This is a genomic window from Acinetobacter sp. PFS20 (assembly GCF_052261015.1).
Taxonomy (GTDB): Bacteria; Pseudomonadota; Gammaproteobacteria; order Pseudomonadales; family Moraxellaceae; genus Acinetobacter.
Window position 1 is genome coordinate 3,014,579 of the sequence record NZ_JBPVZE010000001.1, and the last position, 14,004, is coordinate 3,028,582.

Sequence of the window (14,004 nt, forward strand, 5' to 3'; positions counted from 1 at the left end):
ATAAATGCCATCTTTTCAATCTGCCGATGCACAAATTAACTATCAAACCTTTGGCGAACCGTCTTCCCCTGCTCTGGTGTTTTCCAATTCTTTGGGCACCAATTATGGTATGTGGCAAAAACAGTTTAATGAGTTAAAAGATCAATTTTTTGTGATCTGTTATGACACACGTGGTCACGGTTCATCATCTACACCTGACGGCCCATACACTGTAGAGCAATTAGGTGAAGATGTTGTCCGTTTACTTGATCATCTAAATATTACTAAAGCTGCTTTTTGTGGTATTTCAATGGGCGGTTTAACTGGGCAATGGCTTGCAATTCACTACCCTGACCGCTTTAGTCATGTCATTGTGGCAAATACTGCCGCTAAAATTGGGCAAGAACAGGCATGGCTTGATCGTGCAAAATTAGTGCGTGAGCAAGGTTTACAACCGATCGCAGCTACAGCAGCTTCGCGATGGTTTACAGATCCCTTTATCCAAAGTCATGCTTCAATTGTCAACAACCTGTGTAACGACTTAAGTGCTGGCAGCGCAATCGGTTATGCCAATTGTTGTGAGGCTTTGGCTAAAGCGGATGTCCGTGAGCAGTTAAAAGACATTAAAATTCCAGTACTGGTGATTGCTGGAACCCAAGACCCTGTAACAACCGTTGCAGATGGTCAATTTATGCAGCAACGCATTCCACAATCAAAACTTGCAGAAATAGATGCTTCTCATATTTCAAATGTAGAACAGCCCGAAGCTTTTAATAAAATCCTAAAGGATTTTTTATTAGGTTAATTTAATGATTCAAAAAATGGCCTATAAAGGCCATTTTTTATATCTGCATTTACTTCTTTAAATTAATACCGAATCATAACCGATTTTAATTCGGTGTAATCTTCAATAAATGCATCAGAAAACTCTCTGCCAATTCCTGAAGCTTTTACCCCGCCAAATGGAACAGATGGATCTAAGAACGTATGCATATTGACCCACAAGGTTCCTGCTTCAATCTTAGGAATTAAACGCAAAGCTTTAGATAAGTCATTTGTCCAGATACTAGCGGTTAAACCAAAGCGCGACTGATTCATCAGTTGAACGAGTTCTTCATCAGTTTCGAATGACATTACCCCAACTACTGGACCAAAAGTTTCCTCTGAAAATAAAGGATCATCCGTATTTTTAAAGGATATTAAAGTCGGCTGTACAAAATACCCTGTCTGATCTAAAGCCTCACCTCCAGCAATAATCTGGTTGTTGGCTTTAGCTATCTCTAAATAATGTTTCACTTTATTAAAATGTGGCTGATTAGAGAGTGGACCAAACATACTTTCCTCATCCATAGCCGAGCCAATTTTGAAACTAGAGAGTGCTTTAGAGAGTTTCTCGACAAGTTCATCATATTTTGTACGGTGTACAAAAAAACGCTCTGGGGATGCACAAACTTGGCCTTGATGTACAAAAGTTGCTTGCAATAAAGTCGGTAAAATCTCATCAATATTTGCATCGGCTAAGATAGCTATGGCATTTTTACCGCCCAACTCTAGACTAACACGGGTTAAATCGCTGCTCATCGCGAGTTTACCAATGGCAATGCCTGTTGGTACTGAACCTGTAAATGAGACTTTCTTAACGAGTGGCGACTCAATTAAATATTGTCCTGTATCGCCCTTACCTGTTACTACATTAATCACACCCGCTGGAATACCTGCTTCAATGGCAAGTTCAGCTAAACGTAATAAAGATAAGCTGGCAAACTCACTCGGTTTAAGCACAATGGTGCAGCCAGTTGTTAAAGCTGAACCAATTTTCCATACACCAATCATCAGTGAAAAATTCCAAGGCACAATCCCTGCAACCACGCCAATTGGTTGTCTTAAAGTAAAGGCTGTATATTTCTCACCTTGCATAGAAGGAATAGAAGGTTGCATGGTTTGACCATTAATTTTAGTTGCCCAACCAGCAAAATATCTTAAGAAAATAACAGATTGTGCAACTTCAAGATGACGGGAAATATTGATAAGTTTTCCTGTAGACAACGTTTCGAGCTGTGCAAGTTCTTCACCATGTTGCTCAATTAAATCTGCCAACTTATTTAGTTTAACGCCACGTTCATACGGCGTAGTTTCAGCCCACGCATTTTGAAAAGCATGTTCAGCACTTTTCACGGCATTTTCGACATCTTGTTGACTACCAATACTAATTTGAGCAACAACTTGTTCAGTCGATGGATTTACAATATCCACTTTATCTAAATGCTCGGCAGCAACTAATTTTCCATCAATAAAATGTCCATGTTGACGTGCCATAAATTGCTGCACATTTTGTAAAATCTGAACTTCACTCATTTTTATTTCTCTCAATTCATTTAAAAGGATCTATTAATAGATGTATTGCAGAATTAACTGTGCATACACATTAGTTTTGTCATCGTAGTTTTGAGTACCGCCACTATGGATATCGTGTTTCGGTTTATAGAGTCCTACTAAAGGAATAACATTGAATTTTTTATTAACAGACCAAACCGAAAACACATCTAGTTCATGTCCATCTACATTAGTTAAAGATTCATTAACTGTTTTGAACTTATAGGCCAAAGCACCTAACATAAAGTTTTCTTTTAGATTCATACTGTAAGAAACTTGATGAATATCTGCATTTTTATTGAATGGACTAGCATAGTTTCCGGCAACTTCGCCCTGAAACCATGTACCGAAGCCGACTGTATTTCCATAAAACATAGGGTCGTATTGGTCTGAAAAATGGCTAAAACGATAGCCTAATGAGGGGGTATATTTTGAAGATAAAAAGTTATAGTTCAGTGCTAAGTAACCAGCATTTTCTTGGCTATCTTTTTTGTCTTGAACCACAAACTCAGTTTTAACTTGTAGCTCTGGTAAAGGCTGATAATTAAAACGTAAAGCATAGTTTTTGAGATCTTGTCGCCCTGAAACGTGTTCAGCATCTTTAAGGTCTAATACGTTTAAGTAAGTGAACCCAACGCCCTTATCTTTAAGTTGATACATCAAATCAGTTACAAACAGTTCTGGTGAAAATTGTGCTTTGTTGTTTGATTTTAAATAAGCCAACTTTAGCGTTGTATTCTCTTGCGGTTTGTATTGAAGCAAAGTCGTAAAATCAAAGCTTCGACGAGCTGCTAGATAATATGCACCGCCCCGATCGAGTGTGCCATCCGCAGGCACTTTACCGAGGTTTAACGCATCACCCGCAATAAAGAACCCATCACCAATCATGATATTTTGCCGACCAATACTTAAATCATAGGTCGTTAACTCATCTTTATTGGTGCCGTCTTTAAAACCAATGATCCATTCATTCACATCTGTTTTACGTTCTTTGCCATTACTATTTTGGCCTGCGTCGCCATCACCAAATGTTGCCGAACTAATACCACTCAAACTTGCATAGAGCTGATTGTTTTTAAAGGTGTATTGTCCTTTAGCACCATATTTAAGATGACCTTCTTGCCAATTGACTCTTTCATCATCTAGGTTTTCGCCGTTATAGCTTTTACCGCTACTAAAGACCCCAAAAGTTGCTTCAAAAGTTGGTTTAATTTCAAACTCGCCAGCATGCACAGTTGAAAAAAATGAGACAAAGAGAGTCCCTCTCATAACTTGAGAAAGTAGAGTTTTCATACAAAATTCCTTTTTTGTGAATGGTCTACCAGACGCTAAGAGTGGGTAACCAATTCGTTACCCATCTCGCGTGATACACGTCTTTAGTGATGGTCGTGCTGCGTGTTTTGCTCTTCTTCACCCAAGTTCAAAGTCGGCGTATTGTCAAAAAAGTTCCACGGTTTGATCAGTGTATTCACCCACTCTGTCGGCATGATTGGCCATTCTTCTGCACGTGCCACATGGGTTGTGCCTGTTGTCATCCACACCACAAGATCTTTATTTTCAATATTTTCATTGTTGCCAATGAACTGACCTAAACCTGTGTCATGAGTCGAACGGTTTGAATATTTCCCTTCAGGGTAGCGTTCGTCTGGATTGTACTGAGTCACCCAAATTTGCTTATCCATAAAGTTCAAACGTTTAAATAACCATTCATCTTTAGAAAAATTAGCACCCTTCGCCACAGGGTGTGTTCCACCTGCAAAAGGAATGAGCTGGTAAGAAACCGGATTACCTAATTTATTTTCCTTGTTGAAATTCGTGAGTAAGCGAATGGTAGACGGATCAAATTTTTCAGCCGCATTCTGCTCATTGGTAATAACTTTACTGTCAATTTGCATTGTACTTGTACGCACACCGCCTCGATCATTGGTCTTCACCACAGGGTCCATATGCATGAAACTATTATTTTCGCCATCTACATCCATATCTAAGCGGAAGTTATAGATATGTTGATGTGTTGTACCCACAATATTATGGTCAATTAAGGTGCCATATTTGGTGTCTTCTTTCGCAGTACTGTCATGCATGGTTCGTGCTTTAACGCCTTTAACCGCTTCAATACCTGTAGCACCCGCATTAATGCCAATCACGCCATTTTGAGCAAATACCCAGTCAAACATGTAATCGTAGTTACCCACTGTACTAATCCAGCGCACTACAAGTTCACGGCGTGCTTCACTTGCATCTTGATCACCAAATATTTCTTGGTGTTTATATTCAGGGCCAGCATAGCGCTCAAAAATTGCAATCGCATTTGGAATAACTTGTGGCTGGCCTTTATAGTCTGCAATCACCGCATCAAGTAACACCGCATTTTCTGGTGCATCGGTCCCAAGTTGAATGGCTGATGTGAGTGTTCCCATTCCGTACTCACCAGAGTCCAGATAAGACTTAAAGTACCATCCCATGTCAGGGTCACCATATGGAACCACCATTCCACCAAGGTTACCTTCATACATGACTTTACGTTTTACACCTTTATCTTTATACGTCACGGTTGAAAGTTGCAGGCCAACACGTGAATCTAATGCAACATGGAAACACCAATTACCCCAATGTACTGTTTGTCCTGTAATAGAAAAGTTCTTGCCTTCGGGTTCACTAATATTCAACGGTTTGATTTTCGGTGGTTTGGTATTTTTAGTGGCATAAGGTCGATCCGTCATGGGAACTGGAATCATGGCTCCTTCTTCGATTTTAATAATTTTTTCTTTATCTAAATCAACCACAGCCACCAAGTTTTCAATTGGATGTGCCCAATAGTTACCATCACCAGTATCTAGATACGACACAACTTTTAAAACATTAAGTTGTTTATCCAAGCCATCTTTACCACCGAAATATCCCACGGTTAATGGATTGGTAATGACTTTCTTAACATCGGTTACACCACGTTTGCGTAAAGCATCCTGATATTCTTTACTCGCTTCAATCACACGCTGTACTGTTTCAAAGTTATCAAGCAAAACCATTCCATGAGTGTCTTTAAGTACATTCCATTTTGTGACTTGCTGAGTATTAAGATTAACTTCACCTTCAATCGCTTGTTTGCCTTTTAACAAAATGAAAGATGCAATTCGAGCGTCTTTATATTCTTTGTGATTAATAAAGTAATCCCAAACTTTTGCTTTTTCTGGCTCTTTTAGCTTTAACTCGGCAAAACGCATATTTTTATAGGCGTATTTTGAGCGGTTAATCACATCAAATGTCTTTTTAATTTCGTCAGAATTTAAACTATTGAGCGGATGAAACGTATTTTCAACTTTAAAAGTTTGATCTAAACCAGACTGAAATACTTCATTAAAGAAGTCTTTTCCGATCACAGGTTTATTATCTTTAATTAATAGTGGGACGCTTAATTTTAGAGGTTTTCCATTCACTAAAACCTGATTTGAATTTGGCTTAGCTCGAACCACCATAGAGCCTTTGGTAATCATATAAGTATTGGTAAAATCGTCTTTGACAACTTTAGCGCCTTGCTCACTCATGTTTTGATAAAGTGAGACCATTTCGGCATGTCCACCATGAGCAAACGCTTGAGTATTGAGTCCCCAAAAGCTTGCAGCGATTGATAAGTTAAGTGCCAATATTTTTTGTATATCATTCAATAATCGTTGTTTACGCATTGGTTTCATCCTTTTCATCTATCCCTGAACTATCTGAATCAGACAGTTAAAATGCACTTTCCTGTGAGTGAAATTCGTTAGACCAACTTAATAGTTTTATAGTTATTAAGCTTATCTAACCTGCTCTAATGAATTTAATTTCAACACAGTTACATAGGGCTAGCTTGTTCAAGAATGACGTCGAATTTGTCTAAAAATGACATTGAGAGATGAAAATTTTAAACCGACATACCCTCTCTAAATTCTTTAGGAGAAATACCATAAGTCTTTTTAAAAATTTTTGAGAAATGAGCGCCATCCCAAAAACCCCATTTCAAGGCAACTTGGGTAATTGAGCTTTGTTTATTTCTTTTATCAAGCAAATCTGCTTTGACTTTTTCTAGGCGTTTGAGCTGTATATATTTGTTAATAGATAAATTTTCTTGAAGAAATAGACGGTAAAGATGACGTAGTGATACACCGATATGCTCTGCAATTAATTTAGGGGTTAGATCGGGTTTTGCTAAGTTCTCAATAATATAACGCTCGGCTTTTTCCATCAGGTTATTGGAGCTATTAATATTTTTATAATTAATTGTGGGTTTGATTAAGGCAATTAGCGCATCTTCAAAAGCGTTACCATCTTCGGTTGCATACCAAAGTTTGATATTTTCAGGAGACATATTTTTCAAAATATTCTTGAGTAAAAAACCACTCATATTTTGCGTAATCAGTTTTCCAAAATATTCGGTACTAATATTTTCTTTAAGTAATTTTTCACGCGACAGGTGTACTGAAATCTGACTCACCAAGCCTTGCGGATACATCGAAATTGTTTCGACTGGGTCGACCAAGACAATATCGCCTTCATTCAGGCTTAGCGTTTCATTTTTATACTCGAGCAGCATTTTTCCCGAATACTGCAAAATCAAAAAACAAAAACGATTATTCACTCGATCGATTTCATCGGCTTTTCGGACAATTTTATTTGCATTGTTTTTGATAAAAGCAATTTCGGTATCACCCAATAAAAAGCATTGAACTTCACCAATGAATAAATTACGGGTTCCGTCAAAATCGGTTTCAAAATTGCCGCACACACTTTTAATATGGTGCGTCCATGTGAGTAATGCATCGCTTACATATTGGTTCATCCCTTACCTCTCTATACATGTGCAACCGCTCAAAATTTTGCGTTTGTGGTTGTGCACTGTCTTGGCTTATTTGCAATCATGTTTTATTGATAAACAAATTGTGTGCCAAAAATTCCTTATCCTTGGAATTGTTTTGATGATAGTCAGCTAGATGTGAAGAAGCTGATAAATCAATTCAATTTATCAGCTTAATGGGACTTATGCTACTCCTGCAAAATCTCGCAGCATGGTAATAAAAATATCCTTTTGTTCCTCAGAATACTTTTTAAACACCTCATTTTGGTGGCTATCGGCAATATCAAACAAATATTGTGCCGTTTGTTTACCTTTCTCGGTCAGTGCGTATAAATTATCGTGATCAACCAATAATCCTTCAAATTTTAGAATTTCAGCCGATCTTTCAACTTCTTGCATTGGCATAGCAATATCTCGCGGTAAATCTTCCTTACTTGAAGCAGTACCACTGGCTAAAACGAGTAAAAGACGTGATTCACTGGTACGAAAACCAGAAGCCATTTGCTTAGGGATATAGTCGGTTTGATACGCTTTAAAAGCACGACTCATCAAATAGCAGACATTATTATATAAGTGCCCATAATGTGTTTGGTCTACGCCGTTCTCTTCAGTTTGCTTAACTTGAAGGCTTGGATGCGGCATAACACAAGAATATGCACCTTGATGGTATACCAACGGGCTTCGGCCTTGGTCATGGAAACGAACCACTTTACCAACAATAATCCAGTGGTCACCACCTTCAATAACCTGATAACGTTCGCACTCAAACACTGCTGAACAATTTTCTAAAATTGGTGTATTTCCGGCACCTAGTTGAAAGTTTGTGTCTGCAAATTTATCAATATTGCGTCTCGAAAACTTATTAGACAGCTCAATTTGCGTACCCGATAAAATATTGACTGCAAAATGTGTTGCTTCTTCAAATACTGAAAAACTTGAAGATTTTTTATCAATGCTCCATAAAATAAGTGGGGGATCGAGTGATACCGAGTTAAAACTATTTGCGGTTACACCGACTTTCTCACCTTGTGCATTTTGTGCGGTAATAATGGTAACGCCTGTTGCAAAATTTCCTAATGCCCGTCGGAACTGTAGCGGATCGACCGTAAACTCATCTATTTGTTGTAATACATTCATCATCTTTCTCCTAAACCTTCTCTTACATCCATATAAATCGCGAGAGCATTAGATATCTAAAACTAGTCTCGGTGTTTTAGAGCGCGAACAGCACACCAATATTTGTTCATTGCTGGCTTTTTCTTCATCAGTAAAATAAACATCTCGATGGTCAGGTTCGCCTTCAATCACATCGCACATACAGGTTCCGCATACGCCTTGCTCACAAGACATTTCAATCTCGATGCCTTCTTTAGCCAAAGCCTGCAAAATGGTTTCACCTGCTTCAACCATAATGATTTTTCCACTACGCTCAGCCACCACCTCAAATGAATCTCCAGATGTGTCGGTTTCGACTTGGAAATATTCTTTGTGGATTTGCTGCTCAGGAAAATTGTGAGTCGTAGCAAGGTTAATCACCCAGTCCATAAAACCGACTGGACCACAGGTGTAAATATGGCTCTCAAGATCAATATCTTTAATGGCAGATTCAAAAAATGCTCTATGGCTTGCGCCTTCGGATTTAAAATGGAAAGTTGTGTATTTTGCTAACTCACCATTTTTAATTTCATCAACAAAAGCACAGTGTTCAGGGCTAGCACCACAGTAGTGAAGCTCAAATGATTCGCCTTCGTGTGCAAGTTGATATGCCATCGTAATTAATGGCGTAATCCCGATACCACCGCCAATCAATACACTATGTTTGGCTTTTAAAAGTGGAAATAAATTTTTTGGCTCACTCACCTGAATTTGCATGCCATCTTTAATTTCATCAAAAGCCGACACCGATCCACCACGAGATTCAGGGTCACGTAAAATTCCAAGGCGGAACTTACCTTCGTCATTTGGATTTTGGCAAAGTGAATATTGGCGCACCATGCCATTCGGTAAGTGCACATCAATATGCGCACCCGCTTCAACTTTTGGCAATGTGGTAGAAGTTGCAGATTCAAATTCCATAACTGCAATATTTCCACCTTCAACATGGCGATTTTTAACGACAACATCATAAAGTGTAGTCATGATTTAACTCCCTTTTCATGGTTAAGCTCGTGGCTTAACGCATGAATAAACCACCGTTAATATCCCATGTTGCACCAGTCACAAACCCAGCATTTGGACTCGCGAGCAAGCCACAAGTTTCAGCAATAAAATGCATACTTCCTAAGGCTTTAACCGGAATATTCTGGATGAACTGTTCCATTTTTTCGTCTGACACCACGCTATGAACAATCGGTGATTCCATTGGTCCCGGTGCAACCGCATTAACCGTTACCCCTTTTGCCGCAAACTCTTTGGCAAAGATTTTGGTTAAAGTCACAATGGCACCCTTGGTTGCCGCATAATGTGCACCCGTTGCAGTACCGCCATTTTGCCCCGCCAAAGACGCCAGATTAATGATGCGTCCATAGCCTTTTTGAGCCATATATTGGCCAATAATTTGACAAGCCTGAAAGGTGCCGCGTTGGTTCACTTGGGTCACCCAATCAAAGTCCGCTGCGGTAATTTCTAATACTGGCGTTGCTTTGGTGACGGTGGCATTGTTAATCAACACATCAAGTTTAGAAAATTTCTCTTCAATCCATTGCACCGCTGCGTGAAAATCTGTTTCGACCGAAATATCTAATTTCAAGGGAAACATATTTTGTGCATATTGACTTTGTGCCTTGGCGTTTTCGGCTTTTTCAAGCGTACTCGCTGACAAAACCACTTGATGGCCTTGGCTCGCAAAATATTCTGCAATGACATTACCGAGTCCAGAAGCAGCACCTGTCACTAAAACAACTTGTTTCATGTTACTGCTCCTAAAGAATGTAGCTAATACCGGCTAAGGTATCTGTTGAGTTAACCAAGTTAATGATTTTACGGTTAATCTTAAACCCAGTGGCAGCATCACGACTCAAATGGTAAGTAATATCTGCTGTGTAATGCTTGAGGTTTTCTTTACGGAACTCACGTAAATTTTGAGCACAGCGTAAAACGATTTCATTGTCTTGCTCTTGAATCACACGTACGCGTGAAATGCTGCGTACGGTATTTGCCTTAGGCGCTGTAGAAATTGCTTCACCATTTTCTAGACGCTCTACACGTAAAGTACGCATATGATTATCGTCATAGGCATAATTTAAGTTGTTTTCGTAGTCGGTTAGGTTTGGATCAATCGGAATGATATAAACGCCTTTTTCATTCCATAAGTTAAGCCATTCACGGTATTCACTGTGATCTAACATGTCAGCTTCAGCCCAAATGAAAGCAGTGACTTCATTTAATAATTGCAGATTCATATTCATTGCTCTCTCCTTAAGCCGTCATCATCTTTTTCCACTGCTGATAGGCTGCACGCATACCTGTTTCAGCACTGACATCACTTTTTAAGCCATCTTCGGTTTTGACTTCGCCCGGTAAACCACGGTTCAACATGATCCATAAATCATTACCTGCATTGGCGCCGTGTTGTACGCGTTCCCAAGCTTCAGAGTCATCTGGTGTACCAAAACCAAACGGACCTTGGAAATGTTCATGCAAACGTAGGCGGTATTGATTGGCAATTTGTGGTCCACCATCCATGGTAATCACCGAGTGATGAATTTCTGTTTCAGCAACTGAAATTGGCTGTAACACACGGAAGAACGCCATTGAACATGCAATATTCGGGAATAAATTTAAGTTAAAGCCAGAACCACCAACTGCACGAACAATACGGCGTACTTCTAATTCTTCATGACCTTCGTCACGCAAAGCTTGAGCCAAGTCTTCAAAACGCTCTTGAATTGGTCGTTCCATGAGTTCTTCGTCTAAATCGACCAGTTCAGGAATCATCACCATCACACTGTGGCCATTACCTAAGTCTTCAACAAAACCCGGTTGGTTTTCAAAGTTAAAGAGTTCTCCGGTTTTTTCATCGACAGAACTTAAGAATGACTTGTGTACCAACGGGAAATGATAGGCATCGGTCGTATTTTCAAGCTGGATTTTCCAGTTACCCGGGAAACGGAAACGGTGTTCACCCAACACTTTAATTGGATAACCCGCACCTTGTTTCATAAACAGGTCAATCCATTTTTTTGCTGGCCCAAGAAACTCTTCAAGCGGCTGAATGTCTTCTTTAAATGAAGCGAAGATCATGCCGTTATATTCTTCTACACGTAGGCTCACCAACGGTAATTCTGATTTATCTAAACAATCGCCGTAGCTTTCCGGTGATGGTACACCGCGTAAACTACCGTCAAGTGCATAACTCCAACCGTGGTACGGACATACAAAACTGTTGGTTTTACCTTTTTTATGTTCGCATACGGTTGCTGCACGGTGACGGCAACGGTTTAAAAGTACATGGACTTTCTTTTTACGGTCACGTACCGCAACAACAGGCTGTTTACCGATGTTGATGGTTTTATAGCTTCCACCTTCTGGAATTTCGCTGGCATGAGCAACCCAAACCCAAGTGCTATAAAAGATTTTTTCCATTTCTTCATCAAAAATGCGTTCATCTTTATAAAGAGAGGTATGGGCACGGTCACTTTGAACCAAAGCATCGTAATCAATGCCAATGTTATGCGTTGGGATAATACTGTTCATATCAATAGTCCTTTTAAATATGTCCTGGGTCATTCCTGGGAAGGTACCGGTAATTCAGCTTCACTGTGCCAATGCGATACGGGACGACTGAAAATATTCTGTGTCTGGAAATGTTTAATTTTCCATGTTGCATCTGCTTGCTTTTGAAACTTCACATTGAGCTTTGCTGCATTCAGATGACTACGGCCATCTTTAAACGTTGAAGTTTGCAACATGAGCCAAGAAGCATTTGCATAGTCTTGATTTACATAAATTTGTTCTGAATTTACAAAGTGTGCATTCATAACAAAGTGAGATTCTTTTTGGGTATAGCTTTTAAACATGTCGTAAATCGACTGCCAAGAATCATAACGGCCAAAAGATTTGGCATATTTCTCACCAATACCTTCCCAAATACAGTCTTGATCAAAAAGATTCATTAACTCATCAAGATCTGTATTTGCGTTTAGCTCGTCACAGATTTCCATATAACGGTTTAGACAGTTACGGATCGCGTTGTGCGCTTCTAACTGTTCTAGTCGCTCTAAGATTTCTACCATATTCACTTTGTCAGTCATTGCGGTCGCCTTAACGTTGGATAATCAATTCGCGTCCAACACGAGCTTCAACTTTGCAATATTTCCAAAGTTTGTATGGCCCTTCACCCACCACCGTCGTTCTAAACAAGTTACAAGCCGCGTGTACGGTTTCAATATCCGGAACATCTGCAAGCAAGTAGGTTGTCCAAGGCCAGCCCGCACTTGGGCCAACCATGCTTTGGTCATCATCAAGATTTCCAAAAACATGTACGCCCGGTAAGTCATGAATGCCATTCCACATTTCACCAAAAGCGGCCCAAACTGCTTTTGCTTCAGCTGGCTCTGCGTCAAAAAAGTTTTGGTTAATACCCATGCAGAACAAAACGCGTAATAATTTTTTAGCTTCCATCTCAATATCCTTTTAAAAATTAAACTTATAAATAACCTGGGGTTGGCTTTAACCCGAAACTGATTGAGCCTGCATTTTGTAAAGTCGCATCGCCCATAAAGGCATGCTGAGTCACCACGTTGGTGTCATTTACAAAACGGCTAAACGGATTGTTGGTATAGATTGCTGTCATACCCGCGAGCATTTGCATTTTTCGGGTCACTTTGGCGCAAACTCGAGCTGCATGGGTACATGCCAGACGCATATCGCTAATTTGTTCAGCAGTGGCTTCACGCCCAGCAATAATTTCATTCCAGACAATATCCATGGTTTGATAAAACCAAGATTTTGCAGCCTGAAACTCTGCATCAGCTTGAGCAAACTCATATTGAGTCACTGGGCGGTTTGCAATTTCTGACCCACCTGTAATAGATGCTTTGCCCGGCGCTAATTTTTCAAATTCTTCTAATGCAGCAGCAGCAACACCAATACCTACCACAGTTAATACTTGAGTCGCTAAAGACAGTGACGGATATTTAAAAAATGGCTCGCTGAGTTTTGAAGGTTCACCACGGACAAAGGTCCATTTCTTTTCGACCAATACATCTTCGACGACTAAGTCATGGCTTCCCGTACCTTTTAGGCCAACGGTGTCCCAAGTCATTTCAATTTTAGCTTTTTTCGCAGGCATCACTGCCATGCGTGGTAAGCCCTGCATTTCATTGTTTTTAAGTGGTGAAATCCCCACACCAACAATGTCGGCCCCCATGCAGCCACTTGAGAATTTCCAACGTCCACGAACCACAACACCTTCATCAGTAATTTCAGCAGGTTGTGGTGGAAAAATACCTCCAGCAAATACCACATCTGGTCCGTTTTGGTACAATTCTTTAAGCGTTTCTTCTGACAAACTTCCTAAATAAGCAGGGCTCATGCCGAAACTTGCTACCCAGCCCACCGAACCATCAGCTTTAGATAAAGTTTCGATCAATTCGCAAAACTGCCGTGGTGACCATTCTTCACCACCAAAACGTTTAGGCACCAAGGCACGGTAAACACCAATTTGTTTAAGTTTTTCGATAATATCTTGGCTCACGTAGGCCTGATTATCGAATTCACCTGTACAGGCACGCTCACGTATTTCTTGGCACAAAGCATCTAAGTCAACTGCTTTGTCTTGAGAAGCAAACTCCATTTTAGACAACTTATTCATCATCTAA

13 protein-coding genes are annotated in these 14,004 nt (G+C 39.8%); 1 reads left to right on the plus strand and 12 read right to left on the minus strand.

Going from position 1 to position 14,004, the window contains the following annotated elements; all coding sequences use genetic code 11:
* Positions 1 to 4: 4 nt before the first annotated feature.
* The gene (gene pcaD, locus ACS125_RS14155; RefSeq protein ID WP_443272842.1) at positions 5 to 784 is read left to right on the plus strand and encodes a 3-oxoadipate enol-lactonase; all 780 of its coding nucleotides are present in this window, start codon (positions 5 to 7) and stop codon (positions 782 to 784) included.
* A 62-nt stretch (positions 785 to 846) separates the two neighbouring features.
* Here pcaD and ACS125_RS14160 read toward each other — a convergent pair whose 3' ends face one another.
* The 12 genes from ACS125_RS14160 to ACS125_RS14215 all read right to left on the minus strand — a co-directional run bounded on the left by ACS125_RS14160 (position 847) and on the right by ACS125_RS14215 (position 13,979).
* Entirely contained in the window at positions 847 to 2,334 is a 1,488-nt protein-coding gene (locus tag ACS125_RS14160) for an NAD-dependent phenylacetaldehyde dehydrogenase (protein ID WP_443272844.1), read from the minus strand.
* Positions 2,335 to 2,367: 33 nt separating this feature from the next.
* The gene (locus ACS125_RS14165) at positions 2,368 to 3,585 is read right to left on the minus strand and encodes a hypothetical protein (RefSeq protein ID WP_443273989.1); all 1,218 of its coding nucleotides are present in this window, start codon (positions 3,583 to 3,585) and stop codon (positions 2,368 to 2,370) included.
* Between the two features lie 143 nt (positions 3,586 to 3,728).
* Positions 3,729 to 6,044 carry a primary-amine oxidase gene (gene tynA / locus ACS125_RS14170; protein WP_443272846.1) on the minus strand — a complete coding sequence of 772 codons (2,316 nt, stop codon included), beginning with the start codon at positions 6,042 to 6,044 and terminating at the stop codon, positions 3,729 to 3,731.
* Positions 6,045 to 6,253: 209 nt separating this feature from the next.
* Positions 6,254 to 7,168: a transcriptional regulator FeaR gene (gene feaR, locus ACS125_RS14175; RefSeq protein ID WP_443272848.1), complete on the minus strand. Its 915-nt coding sequence runs from the start codon at positions 7,166 to 7,168 to the stop codon at positions 6,254 to 6,256.
* 198 nt (positions 7,169 to 7,366) lie between these two features.
* The gene (locus ACS125_RS14180; protein ID WP_443272850.1) at positions 7,367 to 8,323 is read right to left on the minus strand and encodes a p-hydroxyphenylacetate 3-hydroxylase reductase component; all 957 of its coding nucleotides are present in this window, start codon (positions 8,321 to 8,323) and stop codon (positions 7,367 to 7,369) included.
* A 45-nt stretch (positions 8,324 to 8,368) separates the two neighbouring features.
* The gene (locus ACS125_RS14185; RefSeq protein WP_443272852.1) at positions 8,369 to 9,322 is read right to left on the minus strand and encodes a PDR/VanB family oxidoreductase; all 954 of its coding nucleotides are present in this window, start codon (positions 9,320 to 9,322) and stop codon (positions 8,369 to 8,371) included.
* Between the two features lie 34 nt (positions 9,323 to 9,356).
* Positions 9,357 to 10,094, minus strand: a complete 738-nt coding sequence (locus ACS125_RS14190; protein WP_443272854.1) for an SDR family NAD(P)-dependent oxidoreductase — start codon at positions 10,092 to 10,094, stop codon at positions 9,357 to 9,359.
* A 10-nt stretch (positions 10,095 to 10,104) separates the two neighbouring features.
* Positions 10,105 to 10,590: an aromatic-ring-hydroxylating dioxygenase subunit beta gene (locus ACS125_RS14195; protein WP_443272856.1), complete on the minus strand. Its 486-nt coding sequence runs from the start codon at positions 10,588 to 10,590 to the stop codon at positions 10,105 to 10,107.
* A 10-nt stretch (positions 10,591 to 10,600) separates the two neighbouring features.
* Positions 10,601 to 11,878, minus strand: coding sequence for an aromatic ring-hydroxylating oxygenase subunit alpha (locus ACS125_RS14200; protein WP_443272858.1), 1,278 nt, complete (start codon positions 11,876 to 11,878; stop codon positions 10,601 to 10,603).
* 29 nt (positions 11,879 to 11,907) lie between these two features.
* On the minus strand, positions 11,908 to 12,435 hold the full coding sequence (locus ACS125_RS14205) for a nuclear transport factor 2 family protein (protein ID WP_443272860.1): 528 nt from the start codon (positions 12,433 to 12,435) through the stop codon (positions 11,908 to 11,910).
* Between the two features lie 10 nt (positions 12,436 to 12,445).
* The gene (locus ACS125_RS14210; protein WP_443272862.1) at positions 12,446 to 12,805 is read right to left on the minus strand and encodes an IacB protein; all 360 of its coding nucleotides are present in this window, start codon (positions 12,803 to 12,805) and stop codon (positions 12,446 to 12,448) included.
* A 25-nt stretch (positions 12,806 to 12,830) separates the two neighbouring features.
* Positions 12,831 to 13,979: an acyl-CoA dehydrogenase family protein gene (locus tag ACS125_RS14215; protein WP_443273991.1), complete on the minus strand. Its 1,149-nt coding sequence runs from the start codon at positions 13,977 to 13,979 to the stop codon at positions 12,831 to 12,833.
* Positions 13,980 to 14,004 lie beyond the last annotated feature (25 nt).